This window comes from Mesorhizobium sp. WSM3864, from assembly GCF_002294955.1.
In the GTDB taxonomy this organism is placed as follows: Bacteria; Pseudomonadota; Alphaproteobacteria; order Rhizobiales; family Rhizobiaceae; genus Mesorhizobium.
Window position 1 is genome coordinate 403,025 of record NZ_NSGD01000003.1, and the last position, 18,853, is coordinate 421,877.

General features: G+C 63.3%; 17 protein-coding genes, 1 tRNA gene and 2 pseudogenes. 8 read left to right on the top strand and 12 right to left on the bottom strand.

What is annotated here, in order from left to right; translation table 11 throughout:
* Positions 1–38: 38 nt before the first annotated feature.
* Together ubiB and ubiE are read right to left on the bottom strand one after the other, a co-directional pair.
* Positions 39–1,613 (bottom strand): 2-polyprenylphenol 6-hydroxylase, encoded by a 1,575-nt coding sequence (gene ubiB / locus CK215_RS09730; protein WP_067002619.1) that lies wholly within the window; start codon positions 1,611–1,613, stop codon positions 39–41.
* A gap of 13 nt (positions 1,614–1,626) precedes the next feature.
* On the bottom strand, positions 1,627–2,403 hold the full coding sequence (ubiE, locus tag CK215_RS09735) for a bifunctional demethylmenaquinone methyltransferase/2-methoxy-6-polyprenyl-1,4-benzoquinol methylase UbiE (RefSeq protein WP_095830795.1): 777 nt from the start codon (positions 2,401–2,403) through the stop codon (positions 1,627–1,629).
* Positions 2,404–2,574: 171 nt separating this feature from the next.
* On the opposite strand from ubiE, the gene CK215_RS09740 reads away from it, so the two are divergent.
* From CK215_RS09740 to CK215_RS09750, 3 genes are all read left to right on the top strand, one after another.
* On the top strand, positions 2,575–3,549 hold the full coding sequence (locus tag CK215_RS09740) for an adenosine deaminase (protein WP_095830868.1): 975 nt from the start codon (positions 2,575–2,577) through the stop codon (positions 3,547–3,549).
* Positions 3,550–3,667: 118 nt separating this feature from the next.
* Positions 3,668–4,297, top strand: coding sequence for a uracil phosphoribosyltransferase (upp, locus tag CK215_RS09745; RefSeq protein WP_067002624.1), 630 nt, complete (start codon positions 3,668–3,670; stop codon positions 4,295–4,297).
* 105 nt (positions 4,298–4,402) lie between these two features.
* Entirely contained in the window at positions 4,403–4,969 is a 567-nt protein-coding gene (locus tag CK215_RS09750; RefSeq protein ID WP_067002626.1) for a TIGR02281 family clan AA aspartic protease, read from the top strand.
* Between the two features lie 8 nt (positions 4,970–4,977).
* Here the strand turns inward: CK215_RS09750 and deoA are convergent, their stop codons facing one another.
* The 6 genes from deoA to CK215_RS09780 are packed head-to-tail and all read right to left on the bottom strand — an operon-like array spanning position 4,978 to position 11,189.
* Positions 4,978–6,294, bottom strand: a complete 1,317-nt coding sequence (gene deoA / locus CK215_RS09755; protein WP_095830796.1) for a thymidine phosphorylase — start codon at positions 6,292–6,294, stop codon at positions 4,978–4,980.
* Positions 6,294–7,100 (bottom strand): purine-nucleoside phosphorylase, encoded by an 807-nt coding sequence (locus tag CK215_RS09760; RefSeq protein WP_095830797.1) that lies wholly within the window; start codon positions 7,098–7,100, stop codon positions 6,294–6,296. The genes deoA and CK215_RS09760 overlap by 1 nt, the downstream gene beginning before the upstream one ends.
* A complete protein-coding gene (gene cdd / locus CK215_RS09765) occupies positions 7,097–7,489 on the bottom strand; it encodes a cytidine deaminase (protein WP_067002633.1) in 393 nt (130 codons plus the stop codon). The genes CK215_RS09760 and cdd overlap by 4 nt, the downstream gene beginning before the upstream one ends.
* 58 nt (positions 7,490–7,547) lie before the next feature.
* Positions 7,548–8,519: an ABC transporter permease gene (locus CK215_RS09770; RefSeq protein ID WP_095778796.1), complete on the bottom strand. Its 972-nt coding sequence runs from the start codon at positions 8,517–8,519 to the stop codon at positions 7,548–7,550.
* Between the two features lies 1 nt (position 8,520).
* Positions 8,521–9,660: an ABC transporter permease gene (locus tag CK215_RS09775; protein ID WP_095781077.1), complete on the bottom strand. Its 1,140-nt coding sequence runs from the start codon at positions 9,658–9,660 to the stop codon at positions 8,521–8,523.
* Positions 9,657–11,189: an ABC transporter ATP-binding protein gene (locus CK215_RS09780; RefSeq protein ID WP_095781076.1), complete on the bottom strand. Its 1,533-nt coding sequence runs from the start codon at positions 11,187–11,189 to the stop codon at positions 9,657–9,659. The genes CK215_RS09775 and CK215_RS09780 overlap by 4 nt, the downstream gene beginning before the upstream one ends.
* 163 nt (positions 11,190–11,352) lie before the next feature.
* Here CK215_RS09780 and CK215_RS09785 point away from each other — a divergent pair, with 163 nt between their 5' ends.
* A complete protein-coding gene (locus CK215_RS09785; RefSeq protein ID WP_067002641.1) occupies positions 11,353–11,562 on the top strand; it encodes a SlyX family protein in 210 nt (69 codons plus the stop codon).
* Positions 11,563–11,600: 38 nt separating this feature from the next.
* Complete coding sequence (locus tag CK215_RS09790) at positions 11,601–12,008, top strand: hypothetical protein (protein WP_095830798.1); 408 nt, start codon at positions 11,601–11,603, stop codon at positions 12,006–12,008.
* On the opposite strand, the gene CK215_RS09795 is transcribed toward CK215_RS09790, so the two are convergent.
* From CK215_RS09795 to CK215_RS09810, 4 genes are all read right to left on the bottom strand, one after another.
* Positions 12,003–12,458 (bottom strand): GNAT family N-acetyltransferase, encoded by a 456-nt coding sequence (locus CK215_RS09795; RefSeq protein ID WP_095830799.1) that lies wholly within the window; start codon positions 12,456–12,458, stop codon positions 12,003–12,005. The two genes, CK215_RS09790 and CK215_RS09795, sit on opposite strands and share 6 nt — an antisense overlap.
* A 70-nt stretch (positions 12,459–12,528) precedes the next feature.
* Positions 12,529–13,518 (bottom strand): BMP family ABC transporter substrate-binding protein, encoded by a 990-nt coding sequence (locus CK215_RS09800; protein ID WP_067002774.1) that lies wholly within the window; start codon positions 13,516–13,518, stop codon positions 12,529–12,531.
* A 197-nt stretch (positions 13,519–13,715) separates the two neighbouring features.
* On the bottom strand, positions 13,716–14,036 hold the full coding sequence (locus CK215_RS09805; protein WP_095781074.1) for a hypothetical protein: 321 nt from the start codon (positions 14,034–14,036) through the stop codon (positions 13,716–13,718).
* 91 nt (positions 14,037–14,127) lie between these two features.
* Complete coding sequence (locus tag CK215_RS09810) at positions 14,128–14,829, bottom strand: hypothetical protein (protein ID WP_095830800.1); 702 nt, start codon at positions 14,827–14,829, stop codon at positions 14,128–14,130.
* Positions 14,830–15,232: 403 nt separating this feature from the next.
* Between CK215_RS09810 and CK215_RS09815 the strand changes: the two genes are divergently transcribed.
* From CK215_RS09815 to CK215_RS09825, 3 genes and pseudogenes are all read left to right on the top strand, one after another.
* Positions 15,233–15,322 (top strand) — tRNA-Ser (locus CK215_RS09815).
* Between the two features lie 559 nt (positions 15,323–15,881).
* A pseudogene (locus CK215_RS09820) lies at positions 15,882–16,819 on the top strand (GlxA family transcriptional regulator).
* 426 nt (positions 16,820–17,245) lie between these two features.
* A pseudogene (locus CK215_RS09825) lies at positions 17,246–18,816 on the top strand (BCCT family transporter).
* Positions 18,817–18,853: the final 37 nt, after the last annotated feature.

The window sequence follows — 18,853 nt, forward strand, 5'->3', positions numbered from 1 at the left end:
ATAGCAATGCAATCAAACCGCAGCAAGGCGGCGGGCGGTCAGAAAATCCGCCACGCGATGTAAATCAGCGTCAGCGCAATGATCCACAGCGCCACGCGGCCGGAGCGGGTGTGGCGCGCCTCCGCCTTGCCGATCGCGCGCGCGGTCGCCTCGTCGAAGCGCAAGCCATGCTCGGCCATCAGGTCGATCTCACGCGACAGCCGCTCGGTGCGAACCGCAATGTCCGGCGCCTGCCTCGCCAGCGAGATCAAAGCCTTGCCGGCGTCCCGCGCGTCCGAGAGCACGCCGCGCGGGCCGAGATTGCCCGCGATCCAGTCGCTGACCACCGGCTCCGAAGTCTTCCACATGTTGAACGCCGGATCGAGCGTGCGGGCCACGCCTTCGACCACCACCATGGTCTTTTGCAAAAGCACCAGCTCGGTCCGCGTCGCCATGTCGAAGAGGTCGGTCACCTCGAACAGCAGCGTCAGAAGCTTGGCCATCGAGATCGTGTCGGCCGACTGGCCGTGGATCGGCTCGCCGATGGCGCGGATCGCCTGCGCGAAGGCCGAGACATTGTGCTGACGCGGCACATAGCCGGCCTCGAAATGCACCTCGGCGACGCGCCGGTAGTCGCGCACGATGAAGCCGTAGAGGATCTCGGCCAGAAAACGCCGCTCCTTCTTGCCGAGCCTGCCGGCGATGCCGAGATCGACGGCAACGATGGTGCCGTCCGGTTCGACGAACAGGTTGCCCGGGTGCATGTCGGCATGGAAGAAGCCGTCGCGCAGCGTGTGCCTGAGGAAAGACTGGACGAGATTGGCTGCGATCGCCTTGAGGTCGTGACCGGCGGCAGCAAGGCCGGTCAGATCGTTCATCTTGACGCCGTCGATCCACTCCATGGTGATCACGTCGCGGCCGGTCCGCTCCCAATCGACCGCCGGCACGCGGAAGCCCGGATCGTCCTTGGTGTTCTCAGCGAGCTCGGAAAACGCGGCGGCTTCGAGCCGCATGTCCATCTCGACCTTGGTGGTCTGCGCCAGCGTCTGGGTCACCTCGATCGGCCGCAGGCGGCGCGATGAGGGGATGTACTTCTCCTGCAGGCGGGCGGCGAGGAAGTAGCTCTCGAGATCCTGGAAGAAGCGATGGCGCACGCCGGGGCGGATGACCTTCACCGCGACCCGTGAAGCCTTTCCGTCGCGAACGACTTCGGCGCCGTGCACCTGTGCGATCGATGCCGCCGCGACCGGCTCGCCGAACGTTGCGTAGAGATCCTCGATCCTGCGCCCGAGCGAGGCTTCGATCGCCGCGACCGCTTCCGCCCTCGGAAAGGTGTGCATCTTGTCCTGCAGCAGCGCAAGGTCGACCGCCATGTCGTTGCCGACGACGTCGGGCCGCGTGGCGAGGAACTGGCCGAGCTTCACATAGGACGGCCCCAGCCGCACCACCGCCTGCGCCAGCCGGTCGCCGCGCAGATGGCTTCGGGCGCGGCGGCGGGTGAGCACGCGCGCCAGCCGCCAGCCGAGCTTCGGCATACCGGAAAGCTCTTCGCCGGGCAGCGCCGCGACGACGCCCTCGCGGACCAGCACCCAGCCGGCCCTGGCGAGCCGGAAGCCGGCGCCAACGCTGGTCATCGGACGCCCTGCCTCAAAGCTTCCAGCCCGAATGGAGCGCCGCGATGCCGCCCGAATAGTTGCGGAAAGTGACCCGATCGAAGCCGGCCCGACCAATCATAGCCGCGAAGTTCTGCTGGTTGGGGAACTTGCGGATCGATTCGACCAGGTAGGAATAGGGCTCGCCGTCGCCGGTCACCGCCCTGCCGATTTTGGGAATGGCGTTGAACGACCAGGCCTCGTAGGCCTTGTCGAGCAGCGGCATGTCGACCTCGGAAAACTCCAGGCATAGGAAGCGCCCGCCGCGCTTCAGCACACGAAAAGCCTCGCTCAGCGCCACATCGATGCGCGGCACATTGCGGATGCCGAACGCGATCGTGTACGCATCGAACGTGCCGTCATCGAAGGGCAGCGCTTCGGCATTGGCCTCGACGAAATCGGTCTTTTCCGAGAGGCCTTTCTTCTCGGCCCTGTCGCGGCCCACTTCGAGCATCGAGCCGTTGATGTCGAGCACCGTGGCATGCGCATGGCGCTGGCTTGCCTCGATGATGCGAAAGGCGATGTCGCCGGTGCCGCCGGCGACGTCGAGCACCTTCCAGCCCGGCCGCTTCGGGGGGTTGAGCCAGGCGACCATCGCGTCCTTCCACACGCGATGCAACCCACCCGACATCAGATCGTTCATCAGGTCGTATCGATTGGCCACCTTGTGAAAGACGTCATTGACGAGCGACTGCTTGTCGCCCGCGCCAACCTTCCTGAAACCATAGGAGGTTTCCATGCCGCCCGCGGCCGTGGTTCTCTCAACTGACATTATTTCGATCCGCCATAAAACCGGCGGGACCATAGCCGATCGATGGGGCGGGCGCTATTGTCCAAGGCGCGGTTTTCGGCCGCGCTTTCAGAACGGGTCGGGGAAGAGTTTGCCACGATTTTCCACCCGGAATCGGCGCCACGACAGAAGAATACCGCACGGGATGGCCGCATGATCTTGAAAGCCGAATTGCACTGCCACATCGAAGGGGCAGCGGCGCCCGACCTCGTCGTCAGCCAGGCCCGCAAATACGGCAAGGACCCTTCGCTCTACATCCAGAACGGCTCTTTCGTCTGGCACGATTTCACGTCTTTCCTCGCCGCCTATGATTTTGCTTCCGACCTGTTCCGCACCGAGGAGGATTACGCCCGTCTAACCGATCATTATCTCACCAGCCTCGCTCGCGACGGCGCCATCTATTCCGAGGTCTTCACCTCGCCGGATCACGCGAAAAAGGCCGGGCTTTCGCCCAAGGCCTATACGGACGCGCTGGGCGAAGGCATGGCCCGCGCCAAGGCGAGGACCGGCATCGAGGGGCGCATGATCGTCACCGGCGTACGCCACGTCGGCGTCGAGGCGATCGAGCAGGCGGCGCGCTTTGCGGCGCGCTGCGGCCATCCGCTGGTCACCGGCTTCGGCGTCGCCGGCGACGAGCGCATCGGCGATTTCGAGGATTATGTGCGGGCTTTCGAGATCGCGCGCGAGGCCGGCCTCGGCATCACCATCCACGCCGGAGAACTGATGGGCTGGGAAAGTGTGGCGGCAGCGCTCGACCATATTCGCCCGTCGCGGATCGGCCATGGCGTGCGCGCCATCGAGAACCCGGACCTCGTTCGCCGCATCGCCGCCGAGGGCGTGGTGCTGGAATGCTGCCCCGGCTCCAACATCGCGCTCAAGGTGTTCGATAGTTTCGCCACGCATCCTTTTCCGGCGTTGCGCGCGGCCGGCTGTAAGGTGACGCTCAATTCCGACGACCCGCCCTATTTCTGGACCTCGCTGAAGCGCGAATACGACATCGCCGCCGAGCATTTCGCGATGGACGACAAGGCGCTTGCCGCCGTCACCAGGACGGCCATCGAGGCCGCCTTCGTCGACCGGAAGACCAAGGCGATGCTGATGAGCCGGCTCGACCCCAAGGGCTGGTGAAGGTGAATGGTGAACGTTTGCCGGCGGCTTCAGCGTGTCAACCAATCATCGGCCCATCAGGACTCGCAAACCGGCTCACTATTCACTATTCACTACTCACCATTCACTGGAGAAGATCATGCAGGGCGTCACCGTCGTCGACCACCCCCTTGTCCAGCACAAGCTGACCATCATGCGCAAGAAGGAGACCTCGACGGCAGGCTTCCGGCGGCTGCTGCGCGAAATCTCCCTGCTTCTCGGCTACGAGGTGACCCGCAACCTCGAACTGACGACCACCACGATCGAGACCCCGATCGAGGAGATGGAAGCGCCGACGCTGGAGGGCAAGAAGCTGGTTTTCGCCTCCGTGCTGCGGGCCGGCAATGGCCTGCTCGAAGGCCTGCTCGATCTGGTGCCGGCGGCGCGCGTCGCCCATATAGGCCTTTACCGCGACCATGAGACGCTCGAGGCGATCGAATATTTCTTCAAGGCGCCGAGCGACCTTGCCGACCGTCTGGTGATCGTGGTCGATCCGATGCTTGCGACGGCCAATTCCGCGATCGCGGCGATCGACAAGCTGAAGGGGCGCGGCGCCACCAACATCCGCTTCCTTTGCCTGCTGGCCGCGCCCGAAGGCATCGAGCGCTTCACCAAGGCGCATCCGGATGTCCCGATCTTCACCGCTTCGATCGACCGCCAGTTGAACGACAAGGGTTACATCATGCCTGGCCTCGGCGACGCCGGCGACCGCATGTACGGAACCAAGTGAGATCTTTTCTTAACCGGTCGTTTACGAAACGCCGTGGTTCCGGCGCGCGTTAAAGCCGAAAACACCATGTCGGCTTAAGGATCGAACCTTCACGAAGGTCGATCCATGCTGCGCAAGCTTCTTCTCCTTGGCGTCTTTGTCGGAAGCTCGGCATCGATTCCGATCGTCTATCAGTCGAACCCGCAGATGGTGGAAACCCTGCTGAGATCGGCGGTTGCTTCGAAGCCGGCGCCGCCTGAGGCTCAGCCGGACGTCAATCTCGCTTCGGTTCCAGCCAGGCCGGCGGCGCCGATGCCGCTCGGCCGCCAGGTGCTGGTCAATGCCGACCAGCGCGGCCATTTCACTTCCGCCTTCAAGTTCAACGGCCGTCAGATAGACGGCATGATTGACACCGGCGCCACGCTGGTCGCGATCAACATATCGACGGCGCGCCGGATCGGCATCTCGCTCAATCAGTCGGATTTCAATCAACAGGTGAACACGGCGAACGGCGCCATCAAGGCCGCCGTGGTCACCGTCGACCGGCTGCAGATCGGCAAGATTTCCCTCGACAACGTCCAGGCGGTGGTGCTCGACGATCGAGCGCTGCAAACCAATCTGATCGGCATGAGCTTCCTGCAGCGGCTGCAGAAATACGAAGTCCAGGACGGCGCGCTGTTGCTCGTTCAATAGGCGCGATTTTACAGCGGCAGTATCCGCCTGAGCACCGTCTTTTCTGCGGGCGGCTTCGAGTGACCGACCGTATAGGCGGCGCGCACCGCGACGGCGGCAGCCTCGGCGTCGGCCTCGGTCCGCGCATGGACCAGCGCCAGCGCCTCGCCCGCATGCACCTCCGCGCCGACCGGCATCAGCCGGGTGAGGCCAACGGAATGATCGATCTTGTCGTCCGGACGGATGCGCCCGCCGCCCAGCGCAACGACGGCGAGCCCGATTTCGCGCGTCGCGATCCCGGTGACGAAGCCGTCCTCGGCCGCTTTGACCGCCGATTCCACTGCCGCCTTCGGCAGATATTTCTCCGGATTCTCGACGAAGTCGGCGGGGCCGCCGAGCGCCGTCACCATGCGTGCGAACACCGCCGCGGCGCGGCCGCCGGCAAGCGTCTCGGCCGCGCGCCTGATCCCGTCCTGGTTGGACGAGACAATTCCCGCCGATTGCAGCATCTCGGCGGCAAGCGCCAGCGTGACGTCCTCCAGCCGGCGGTCGCGGAAGCGGCCGGTGAGAAAGTCGACCGCGTTCTTCACCTCGACCGCATTGCCCGCTGCCGAGGCCAGCGGCTCGTTCATGCCGGTCACCAGTGCCGAAGCGTTCAGGCCGGCGCCATTGGCGACCTCGACCAGGCTGTTCGCAAGTGCGGCCGCATCGCGCGACTTCTCCATGAAGGCGCCGTTGCCGACCTTGACGTCGAGCACAAGCGAGCCGAGCCCGGCGGCAAGCTTCTTCGACAGGATCGAAGCCGTTATCAGCGGCACCGATTCCACTGTGCCCGTCACGTCGCGGATCGCGTAGAGCCGGCGATCGGCCGGCGCCAGGTCGGCGGTCTGGCCGATGATGGCGCAGCCCGTCTCGAGCACCGTCCTGCGGAACCGCACCAAATCCGGCTGGCTGACGTAACCGGGAATGGCATCCATCTTGTCCAGCGTGCCGCCGGTATGGCCAAGCCCGCGGCCGGAGATCATCGGCACATAAGCGCCGCAGGCCGCGACGATCGGCGCCAGCATCAGCGAGACATTGTCGCCGACGCCGCCAGTGGAATGCTTGTCGGTGACCGGCCCCGGCAAATCGGACCAGTCGAGCACGTCACCGGAATCGCGCATCGCGAGCGTCAGCGCCACTGCTTCCTCGCGACTCATGCCTTTGAGGAACACCGCCATGGCGAAGGCGCCGATTTGGCCTTCCGAGAGCGTGCCGGCCGTGATCCCCTGGATGAAGGCCGCGATCTCGGGCATCGAGAGCTTGTGGCCGTCACGCTTGCGCCGAATGATTTCCTGGGGCAGCATCAGCTTTCCGGCAAATCTTCCTCGAAGACGCGCCGCAGGATCGTCGCCAGCCGCGCGCCGCCGACCGGCGCCATGTCCTTGGTTTCCTGGTGCGAGAGTTCCGCCCCGGTCATGCCTGCCGCAAGGTTGGTGATGACCGAGCAGGCTGCGACCTTGAGGCCGAGGAAGCGGGCCAGGATCACTTCGGGCACGGTCGACATGCCGACCGCGTTGGCGCCCATGACGCGCGCCATGCGGATTTCGGCCGGCGTCTCGAAACATGGTCCGGAAAACCACATGTAGACGCCCTGGTGGAGCGCGGTGCCGGTCTCCTTGGCCGCCGTCTCGATCGCCTTGCGCAACCCCGCATCATAGGCCTCGGTAAGGCCGACGAAGCGGCGGTCGCTCGGCTCGCCGATCAGCGGATTGGAGCCGGAAAAGTTGATGTGATCGGTGATCATCATCACCGAGCCCGGTCCCATCTCGGAATCGACCGAGCCGGCGGCGTTGGTGAGGATGAGATGCGAGATGCCGATGCCGGCAAGCACCTCGAGCGCCGGGCGCATCGCGGCGGCATTGCCGTGCTCGTAATAGTGCGCGCGCCCGGAAAGCATCAGCACCGGCGTGCCGGCGAAACGCCCTGCCACCACCTCGCCGGCGTGGCCGGAGACGCCGCTGCGCGGGAAGCCCGGCAGTTCGGCATAGGGGATGCGCCTTGCGTCCTCCACCTGGTCGACCAGCCCACCAAGGCCGGAGCCAAGCACAAGCGCCGCGGTCGGGGCCAGCCCGTCCAGTTTCTCGACCAAATGATCCAGCGCTTCCTTCATTTCAGGATATCGCCCCTGAAGCCGTAAGGCAGCATGTCGCCCATCGTGACCGTCTCGGCCACGCCGGTATTGTCGCAGAGATAGAGCTTCGTCTCCGGCCGGCAGAATTCCGCCAGCCGCTGCCGGCAGCCGCCGCAGGGCGAGCATTTGGCCATGCGCTCGGCGATCACCGCGATCTCGGTGATCTTGCCGCCGCCGCCCATGATGTAGTGGCCGAGCGCGGTGGTCTCCGCACACCAGCCTTCCGGATAGGATGCCACCTCGATGTTGGCGCCGGTGAAGACGCGACCGTCCTCGGTGCGCAGCGCGGCGCCTACGGGAAACTTGGAATAGGGCGCATAGGCCTTGGCCATCGCCGTCCTGGCCGCTTCGAACAGATCATGCGACATTTGCTTCTTCTCTCCCACGATCTTGTTCAAATTGCCGGTTGCCGAGACTGCCCGAGCCTCAGCGTTCCTTGACATAGGGCACGCCGCCGGCGCGCGGCGGGATCGCCTTGCCGATGAAGCCGGCGAGCAGGATGACGGTGAGCACATAGGGCAGCGCCTGCATGAACTGCACCGGCACTTTGCCGAGGATCGGCAGCGGCGAGCCCTGCAAGCGGATCGATGCCGCGTCGAGGAAGCCGAACAGCAGGCAGGCGAACATCGCGTTGACCGGCTTCCATTTGGCGAAGATCAGCGCGGCAAGCGCGATATAGCCCTTGCCCGCGGTCATGTCCTTCACGAAGCCGCCATTCTGGACCATGGAGAGATACGCGCCGGCGACGCCGGTAAGGATACCGGTGCAGATCAGCGCCCGGTAGCGCAGCCAGGCGACCGAAATGCCGGCGGTGTCGACGGCGGCCGGGTTTTCGCCCACGGCGCGCATCCTGAGACCGAAGCGGGTGCGGAACAGCACCCACCAGGTGAACGGCACCATCGCGAAGGCGAAGTAGACCAGGATCGAATGGCCGGAGATCAGCTCGGCATAAACGGGCCCGAGGATCGGCACGTTGCGAACGGCTTCGGCGCCTGGCCACACGATCGCCTCGAAGCGCTCGCCCGGCTGCAGCGCCGGCGTGCGGCCGCCCTGCTCGAACCAGGCCTGGCCGAGGATGATGGTCGAGCCGGCGGCGACGAAGTTGATGGCGACGCCGGAGACGATCTGGTTGCCGCGATGCGTGATCGAGGCGAAACCATGCACCATGGCGAAGGCGACCGAGATCAGGACGGCGGTGCCGAGACCGATAAAGGCCGAATGGAAGACCGATGCCGCTGCAGCGCCGGCGAAGGCGCCGACCAGCATCTTGCCTTCGAGACCGATATCGAAGATGCCGGCCCGCTCTGAATAGAGGCCGGCAAGACAGGCAAGCAGCAGCGGCACCGACAGGCGGATGGTGGAATCCAGGACCTGGACGATCGCGTTGAAACTGTCCATCTCAGGCCCCTTTCCCCTTGACCGCCTGCATGCCGACCGATTTCGGGCTGACCGATGCGAACAGCGCCTGGATATAGGGCCTGAACATATGCTCCAGCGCGCCGGCGAAGAGGATGACCAACCCTTGAATGATGACGATCATGTCGCGGCTGATCGCCGGCATCTCGAAGGCTAGCTCGGCGCCGCCCTGGTAGAGCATGCCGAACAAGATCGCCGCCAGCACGATGCCGACCGGATGCAGCCTGCCCATCAGCGCGACCGCGATGCCGACATAGCCTGCGCCCGAGACGAAATCGATCGCCACATTGTGCTGGTCGCCCATCACGGGGTTGAGCGCCATCATGCCGGCCAACGCACCCGAGATCATCATCGCGGTGAGGATGATGCGGGTTTCCGAAATGCCGGCATAGCGCGCCGCTTTCGGACTATGGCCGTAGGTGCGCATCTCGTAGCCGAGCTTGGTGCGCCAGATCAGCAGCCAGACCAGGAACGCCATCGCCAGCGCCAGCAGGAAGCAGATGTTGAGCGGCGCCGAGCGGATCTTGGCGCCGAACAATTCGATCATCCAGTTGAGCTTCGGCAATTCCGCGCCGGCCAGGAAATTGCGTGTCTGCGGGGCCTGCGATCCGACCGGCTTCAGCGGACCGACCAGTAGATACACCATCACCGAGGCGGCAATGAAGTTGAACATGATGGTGGTGATGACGATGTGCGAGCCACGCTTGGCCTGCAGGTAGGCCGGGATGAAACCCCAGAGCGCGCCGAACGCCGCCGCGGCGACGATCGCCATCGGAAATATCAGCCACCAGGGCAGGACGCTGTCGAAGCTCAGGCAGACGAGCGCGATGCCGAGGCCGCCGATATAGGCCTGGCCTTCGGTGCCGATGTTGAACAGGCTGCAATGCGCCGCCACCGCCACCGACAGCCCGGTGAAGATGAAGGTCGTGGCATAGAACAAGGTGAAGGCGATGCCTGTGCCCTTGCCGAAAGCGCCTTCGACCAGGATGACGGCGGCGCGGAACGGATTTTCGCCGACCAGCATGACGACGAAGCCCGCGACGATGAAAGCAACCGACAGGTTGATCAACGGAATCAACCCATAGTCGGCCCAGGCCGGCAGCTTGGCGTAAGGCGTGCTCATTCGGCGGCCTCCTGGTGCTCGACACCGGCCATCAAGAGGCCAAGCTCGCCTTCCGTCGCTTCCGGTCCGCGTTCGCCGACGATGCGGCCGGCGAACATTACCAGGATGCGGTCGGACAGCGAGCGGATCTCGTCGAGCTCGACCGACACGACCAGCACCGCCTTGCCCTGATCGCGCATGGCGATCAGCCGCTTGTGGATGAATTCGATGGCGCCGACGTCGACGCCGCGCGTCGGCTGGCCGACGATCAGCACGCCGGGATCCTGCTCCATCTCCCTGGCCAGCACGATCTTCTGCTGGTTGCCGCCGGAGAAATTTGCGGTCTTCAGCCGCGGATTGGCGGGACGGATGTCGTATTTCTCGATCTTGTCCTTCGCGTCGGCCATGATGGCATCGACGTTCAGGAACGGTCCCTTGAGATAGCGCTCGTCGTCGTGATAGCCGAGGATCGAGTTCTCGTTCTCCTCAAAGGCGAGCACCAGCCCGACATGGTGGCGGTCTTCCGGCACATGGGCGAGACCGCGGTCGCGCAATTCGCCGGGATCGGCCTTGCCGGTCAGCTCGATTGGCTTGCCTTCGAGCATGACCTCGCCCGAGACGGCGTGCCGGATGCCGGAGATCGCCTCGAGCAGCTCCGACTGGCCGTTGCCGGCCACGCCGGCGATGCCGACGATCTCGCCGCCGCGGACGTCGAAGGAGACGTCGTCGACCATGGTGACGCCGCGTGAATCCTTGACCGTCAGGTTCTTGACCGAGAGTTTTATCGCACCGGTCTCCGACTGGCCCTTCTCCACCCGCAAGAGCACGCGCCGGCCGACCATCAGTTCGGCCAATTCGCCGACCGTCGTTTCCCTGGTCACCCTGGTCGCCACCATGGTCCCCTGGCGCATGACCGAGACCGTGTCGGTAACGGCCATAATCTCGCGCAGCTTGTGGGTGATCAGCACCACCGTTTTTCCCTGTTCCTTCAGCTGCTTGAGGATGCGGAACAGATGGTCGGCCTCGGCTGGCGTCAGAACCCCTGTCGGCTCGTCGAGGATCAGGATCTCGGCGCCGCGATAGAGGGCCTTGAGGATCTCGACGCGCTGCTGCAGGCCGACCGGCAGTTCCTCGATGATGGCGTCGGGATCGACCTCGAGGCCGTATTCGCGCTCCAGTCGTTCGAGTTCGGAGCGCGCCTTGGCGATGCTGCTCTTCAACAGCGCGTCGGTCTCGGCGCCGAGGATGACGTTCTCCAGCACCGTGAAATTGTCGACCAGCATGAAATGTTGGTGCACCATGCCGATGCCGAGCGCTATCGCGTCGTTTGGGGTGTTGATCGACACCGGCTTGCCCGCCACGCGGATTTCGCCGCTGTCGGCCTGGTAGAAGCCATAGAGGATCGACATCAGCGTCGATTTGCCTGCGCCGTTCTCCCCGACAATGCCATGGATGGTGCCGCGCGTGACTTCCAGGTTGATGTCGCGGTTGGCGCGCACGGCGCCAAAACTCTTGTTGATGCCTATGAGCTCGATTGCGGCTTGCGCCATGCAGCCTGTCCCACTCGTTATTTTTTTATCGCTTGGTCAAAATGCCTAGCATGATGCCCCGCCCGTGCCAATTGGCCGGAACGCCATTCACTCTCGACAAATCCCCCCGCGCTTGTCAATTTCGAAGGTGGCCGGGAGCTTCACATTCACAGAGACCGGGATGATGACGATGCCTGACGATCGGCTGACGACGCTGGAAATCCGCGCCGCCGAGCAGGAAAAGACGATCGAGGAACTGTCCGGCCAGATCGCCGAGCAGTGGACGGTGATCGAGCGCATGGAACGCAAGCTGGCCGCCCTTGCCGACCGATTCCTGGCACTGGAGGAGCAGGCCGCTCCCGACGTGCCGGTGACCAAGCCGCCGCACTACTGAGCCTGCAGGGGGAGCGAGCGAGTTCGAGGAGAACGGTCATGGCCGGTGAAGGAGACCGCATCGCAAGGGCCGGCGACTATGTCTTCGGCCTAATGGACGAACGGGAACGCGCTCGCGCCGAGCGCGACCTACAGATCGATCCCGCCTTTCGCGACGCGGTGCTGCGGCTTGCCGAGCGCATGCGTGCTTTGGAGCCGCAGGGAGCGTCGGGCACGGCTTCGGATGAGCGCTGGCAGCTTGTCCAGCGCCGGCTTGGCGAATTGCCGCAAATGCGGTTTGCCAGGCTGGACAAGCGCGATGCGAAGCCGCAGCCGATCGTGATCAACAAGATCGAGCGCAAGCCTTATGGCGTCGGCCTGCATTCCCTTGGCGGCCGGCTCGGCCTGGCTATCGCGCTCGCCCTGGCGGCCGCCTTCGCGCTGGGCTATCTCGCCGGCACGCTATAGGGCGCACGACATCAAAAGCATCGGCTCGCCCTGCTGCTCGAAAGCTTCCGCTGCGGTCCAGCCAAGCGCTTCGTAGAAGGATCGTGCCTGCCAGGTGTAGAGATAGAGCCGGTTAACGCCGGCCGACGCGGCGTGGCCTTTTATGGCCCTGACCAGCGCCGTGCCAACGCCCTGCCCTCGATACGCCTCGTCAACAACAAGCCCGGCGAGCCACGGCGTCAGATCATGCGCCGGGTCGATCTCGTTGCGGACGAAGAGGCAGCTTCCGATCGGCGATCCGCCGAGGCGGGCGACGACAGCCGCCTCGAACCCGTCGCCTGCGATCAGCCCGCGAAGTCCCGCAATATCCTCTGCAAGCGTCCGCCCGGTGCCTTCAAAGAAGGCGGCCAGGCGCAGCTTGGCGATCGTCTCCACATCGCGCTCCCTCATGGCTTCGATAATCGGTTGCATGATGCTGGTCCGAAAAACAAACCGCCGGGCAAAAAGCCCGGCGGTCGAAGAAGCCTCGTGCAGTTGCCGATCAATATGGGCAGTTGTTGTCGGTGGTGTAGTCGTGCACCTGGACCTTGCCGGCGATAATGTCGGCCTTGGCCTTCTCGACGGCCGCCTTCATCTCGTCCGTCACCAGCGCCTTGTTGTTGTCGTCCATGGCGTAGTCGACACCGCCTTCCTTGAGGCCGAGATTTTCGACGCCGCCCTTGAAGGTGCCGTTCTTGCCGTCCATGAAAGCATTGTAGACGGCAACATCGACGCGCTTCATCATCGAGGTCAGCACCTTGCCGGGCTGCAGGCCGTTCTGGTTGGAATCGACGCCGATGCCGAGCTTGCCGGCATCCGCGGCCGCCTGCAGCACGCCGACGCCGGTGCCGCCAGCCGCGGCATAGACGACGTCCGCGCCCTGATCGATCTGCGTCTTGGCGATCTCGCCGCCCTTGGCGGGGTCGTTCCAGGCAGCCGGGGTATCGCCGGTCATGTTCTGGATGACCTCGGTGGCCCCGGCAGACTTGGCGCCGCCGACATAGCCGCATTCGAACTTGCGGATCAGCGGGATGTCCATGCCGCCGACGAAGCCGACCTTCTTCGACTTCGACGCCATCGCAGCCAGGATGCCGACGAGGTAGGAGCCTTCGTTCTCCTTGAACACCAGCGAGCGGACATTGGGCAGGTCGACGGCATCGTCGATGATGGCGAAGTTGAGGTCGGTATATTCGGCCGCGACCTTCTTCAGCGCATCTTCCCAGGCAAAGCCGGCCATCACGATCGGGTTGCGGCCGTCCTCGGCGAAGCGGCGCAGCGCCTGCTCGCGCTGCGAAGCGTTGGAGACTTCGAACTCGACATAAGCGACGCCGGTTTCCTTCTTGAATTTCTCGGCGCCGTTATATGCAGCCTCGTTGAAGGATTTGTCGAACTTGCCGCCGAGATCGTAGAGGATGGCCGGCTGGACATCCGCGGCGAAGGCCGGGAGAACCATTGCGGTTGCGGCCAGGAGGCCGAGAACGATACGTTTCATGTGATCCACACCCTGTCGGTTATTTTCCGTTTGCACCGCAAACCCTGCCCGGTCCTCCGGCAGGCATGCGACGTCAGGCAGGAAGTGTATGCCCCTCCCGCTCGCGGCCAATCTGGCACGGCCCGAAACAAAATTCACGTGGAATTTTGACCTGTTGGAAAAAGCGTGAAGGCCGACCGTTTCGGGCGGAGTCCGCGTCAGTTGGTTGGGGCGAATTCGTGGCGCCGCCGGCGGTAGCCGAGGGCGTAGAGCAGGAACGCCAATACCGCGAACACGGCGAATCCCGGCTGTCCGAGCACCCAGGCGATGATCCCGTCCCAGACCAGCGGACTGGCCTTGGCGCGCACATAGGTCTCGAACGCAGCGCGCGTGTCGGGCGATACCGCCAGCCAGCTTGCGTTGAGCGGCGTCATGACCGGCGCCGACGCCGCGACGGAGCGCGTGGTGTCGATCACCGCCATGATGACAGAAATCGACAACGCAACCATAGCCGCCAGCCGAAAGATGAAACGCAGCATCCAACGCACTCCCCGGGAAAACTCCCATCTGCCCCGCCAAACGACATAGAGCGTGCAAAACCGCCACGCAATCGCGACACGTGATTTTGAGTTAGGTGCTCCGCGCCGCTTTGCGCCGGTTGACGCGCCAGATGGCGAAAATCCCGCCGCCGACGGCGCCGGTGATCAGGACGCCCAAGCCGATGAAGACAGCAAAAAACCCGCAGGCGCCCTCGAAGCAGCTCATATGGGTGGCGTCGGCGATTAGCGACCCCGCCAAAAATCCGATGCAGGCGCCGATGGCGCCGCCAAGGATGATGCCGAGCAACGCGGCGACGAGCGAGACCAGGAGCGGCGGGCGTTCGGCCTCGGCATTCGCATACACCGTCTCGGCGCCGGCGCCGCGCCGCAAGAGGTAGATGCAGAGCAGGCCGATGGCGATCTCGGCGACCGTGAAGCCCAGCGCTTCGGCCGAGAAGACGAAATCGGGCACAAGAAGCGTGTAGGCCTGACGCACGACGAGCCAAAGGATGATGGCGACTTGCCAGATCGTATAGTGACGCGGGAAACGCGCCGACCGGTTGAAGGCGAGGCCGAGCAGGTAAAGCCCCCACAGAATGGTCACGACGCCACCGGTCAGCCCGCCGTAGATCAGGAAGAGCACGCTTTCCGGCAGATTGAAGTCGCCGATCAGCCGCCAGCTCGAGATCAGGCCATAGGCCGATAACCCCATCACGATGAGCAGCCACGCCACCGGGATGAAGGAGAGCCCGCTGTCGGGCCGGCCCGCGGGCTGCTGGTTGATCGATGCCATGTCAGGACAATGCCCCTCGCAAAGCCCAAGCAGTTCCGGGAACTGCGTCGTGGTTTTCCGTCCGGAAGTGCACAAAAACAACGCCTCAGGCAGTCGACAGGCGGCCAGAGCCGAAGTCAAGCGCGGGAAACTCCGCCGGCCAGCCTGTGCACAGCATTCGGCTGCATGGCAGGCCACCGGAGCAGCTTTCGCGCCATCCACGGCAAAAGCCACGGAATGACTTGGCATTCGCTTTCGGATCGACTAGATGAGCCCCGCGCCTGTTTTGCCTAGACGGCTAGAGGTGCCGGGAAAGGGTTGCCTGCCGGTTGAAGGCACCCCAACTTTAGGCCGAGAGGCCTTCCCGAGGGAGATGCATCTCCCCAACCCGCGCGGCGAAACCGGCCGACGCGACATGCAAGACGGAGAGGTGGCCGAGTGGTTGAAGGCGCACGCCTGGAAAGTGTGTTTACGGGAAACCGTAACGCGGGTTCGAATCCCGCTCTCTCCGCCAGCAATTTTCCTAATACTATGATGTTTTCAAGCTGTTAGCGAAGAGGGAAGGCACCTCAAAGCCGAAGCATCCTTGAACTGTGCAACAAGCTGCTCCGAATCCGCTTAGTCCGCCAAGACACCACTGACCGGTGACGGTATGGCTGCCCCAATCAGGATTGCCTGCAATGGGGCCGGGTAGCGGCATGGCTGGTTGTCGATAACTCCGTCCCGAAAACGGAAGCGCAGGTTTCTGCTGCCAGGGCAATGTGCCTAATAATGGTCGCTCAGCATCCCTCCGCCACTATCTGAAAGCGCAGGTCGCCGACCTGCGTCTCGGCAGTTGTAGCGGTAGGATGGCATGATTGCGGCATCGCGACGGCTCTCGAACATGAATGTGCGCAATTCGACAGCCACGTGCCACAATCCCTTCGTATCTTCATCGGGACAAGCAAGGCAGATATTGGCGTCGACGGCGCATTTGCGACATCCTGTTCCCGATATCGGACGTGACCGCAGTGAACATAGCCGAACATCCGATCAAGCGCTCTCTCTTCTTCTTTCTGGTGCCGGATTTCACCATGGTCGCCTTTGCGACCGCGCTGGAGCCGATCCGCATAGCCAATCGGATGCTCGGCTACGAAGCCTACAAGTGGCGGCTGGCCAGTATCGACGGGCAGCCCGTGTCCGCTTCGAACGGGGTGTTGTGTGCGGTAAACACGTCATTGAAAGACGAGCGGCGAAAGTTGGCTGGCCTCGATAGGCTATCGATGGTCATCGTCTGCAGCGGCACCAACATCGAACGATATTCGAACAAGTCGGCCTTTGCATGGTTGCGCGAGGAACATAGTCGCGGCGTTGCAATCGGCGGTCTCTGCACCGGCGCCCATGTGCTGGCTGCTGCCGGGCTGCTTTCCGGCAAACGTTGCGCCATCCATTGGGAAAATCTGCCAGGCTTCGCCGAGGCATTTCCGAATGCGCATGTGTTTGCCGACCTTTTTGAGGTCGATCAAGAGATCCATACATGCGCCGGCGGCACGGCCGCTCTCGATATGATGTTAAAGCTGATCGGCGATGATTTCGACGAAACTCTCGTCAGTCGCGTATGTGAGCAGGTGCTGACCGATCGAGTGCGGAGCGCAAGCGATGGCCAGCGGCTTCCTTTGCGCGCGCGGCTCGGCATTCAGAATTCAAAAGTGCTGACCATCATCGAACTTATGGACGCCAATCCGTCCGAACCAATATCGATACGCGATATTGCCAAGCAAGTCGGACTGTCGCGGCGGCAGATCGAGCGTCTTTTCCGGGATGAGATGGGGCGCTCCCCCGCCCGCTACTATTTGGAGATACGCCTCGAGCGCGCACGGCACATGCTGATCCAGTCATCCGTGCCCATAGTCGAAGTAGCTATCAAGTGCGGCTTCGTTTCGGCGTCGCATTTTCCAAATGCTACCGCGAACTCTACGCCCAAACGCCGCAGCAGGAACGATTGGACAGGAAATATCCCTCCGCGGCGTGAACGGTATCAGTTTTGCCGCTTCAGGCCGGTTCGGCCACTCAATTTGTACGTCTACAGGCATCGCGCCGCGCAAGCACAGCGACCAGGCTGACTCGACGTCGGGTTTTCACAGCGAGCGTTCTTGACGCGCCGCAGCATGGCGCGCCTTGCCCGGGTGGGCATTGCCCTACCCGAAATCGAAGAATCCCTACTGACTCGCCGGCTTCCTCCTATCCCCTTTTCCCGCCCTTTCTACCCTGACGGGTGTGGTGGGGGAGGGGCAAATCCGACACTTCCAGAACGACGTGAATGGCCGGAGCTTCTCATTGCGAGGCGACCTGAGCCGTCCCTGATTTTGGCCCTCAGAAAGGTCAGTATTTTTCGCGTACGCACAATTCGAAGGAAAGTATTGAAGAAATAGTTCCAATAGATATCGGAGAGTCAAGCATGTCCAGTACAAGCAGGCTACGAGGCATAGATCCGGCGGTATTCTGGCCGGCCATAGCGATAACTGCCGCGTTCATCTTATGGGGAGCTGCCGCCCCGGATAGCCTCGCCACTGTGACGAAAGCCACGCTTGCAGCGATCATCAATGGTTTCGGGTGGGGCTTTGTTGTCTCGACGGCGATGTTTCTGGCCTTTGCCGGGTTCCTGGCGATCAGCCGTTTTGGCAAGATCAGGCTTGGAGCCGACGACGAGCTGCCGGAGTTCAGCACCGTTTCCTGGGTATGCATGATGTTCAGCGTCGGCATGGGCATCGGACTGATGTTCTGGGGCGTTGCCGAGCCAGTTTTCCATTTTGGCGCGCCGCCTCACGGGTTGGCGGCCCCGCAGTCTAAGGAAGCTGCGCTGATCGCGATGGAATATGCCTACTTCCATTGGGCCCTGCACCCCTGGGCGATCTACGCCATTGTGGGTTTGGCGATCGCTTACTTCACCTACCGCAAGGGCCTGCCTATCCTGATCTCAAGCGCATTCACCCCTTTGCTTGGTAGCGCCGTCAACGGACCGATTGGCAAGACGATCGATATTCTCGCCCTTATCGCCACGCTATCGGGACCGCGACATCGCTGGGTCTTGGCGCACAGCAGATCAACAGCGGTCTGAATTTTCTCTGGGGAACCGGCGAGGGGACAGGCATTGCCCTGGCGATCATCGCCGTGCTGTCGGTGCTGTTCATACTTTCGGCAGTGTCAGGGGTCGGCAAGGGCGTCCAGTTCCTAAGCAACATGAACATGGTGGTCGCCGCCGCGCTGCTGCTCTTCTTGGCCGTCGTCGGCCCGACCGTCTTCATCCTCAACACCTTCACCGAAGCGCTCGGCGAATACCTCACCAATCTCGTCGCCATGTCGTTCCGCACCGCCGCCTTCAGCGACGGCAAATGGCTGAGCAGCTGGACCATCTTCTACTGGGCGTGGTGGATTTCCTGGGCGCCTTTCGTTGGCGTTTTCATTGCGCGCATCTCCAAGGGACGGACCATCCGCGAATTCGTCATCGGTGTTCTGCTCATCCCGAGCGGCGTGACCTTCCTCTGGTTCACCATCATGGGCGGTACCGCTCTGCACTCCGAACTGGTGGGGGTCGGCGGCCTTGTCGAGGCCGTTAACACCAAGGGGTCCGCCATCTCACTTTTCGCCTTGCTCGAACAATATCCGGGAACTGCTATCACCTCGTTCGTTGCGATCTTTCTTGTGGCGATCTTCTTCATCTCGGGAGCGGATGCCGCCTCGATAGTGATGGGTATGCTGTCATCTCGGGGCACGCTTGAGCCCGCACGGCTCATTGTCGTCCTCTGGGGTATCCTTGCGGGAGCATCGGCCTGCGTGTTGCTGGTGATGGGAGGCTTGGAGGGCCTGCAGACCGCGTCGATCATCGCGGCAGCCCCCTTCCTCGTCGTCATGGTCGGGCTGTGTATCTCGCTGTGGATTGCACTGCTGGATGACCTCGAAGGGCGGGCCGAACCGGTCGCTCCCCTGCCCGAAGCGTCGCCTCTCATCGCGACAGTCGCGGCAGAGTAGGCTAAGCCGCAGCCGGCCAACAACCGCACCTGAGAAA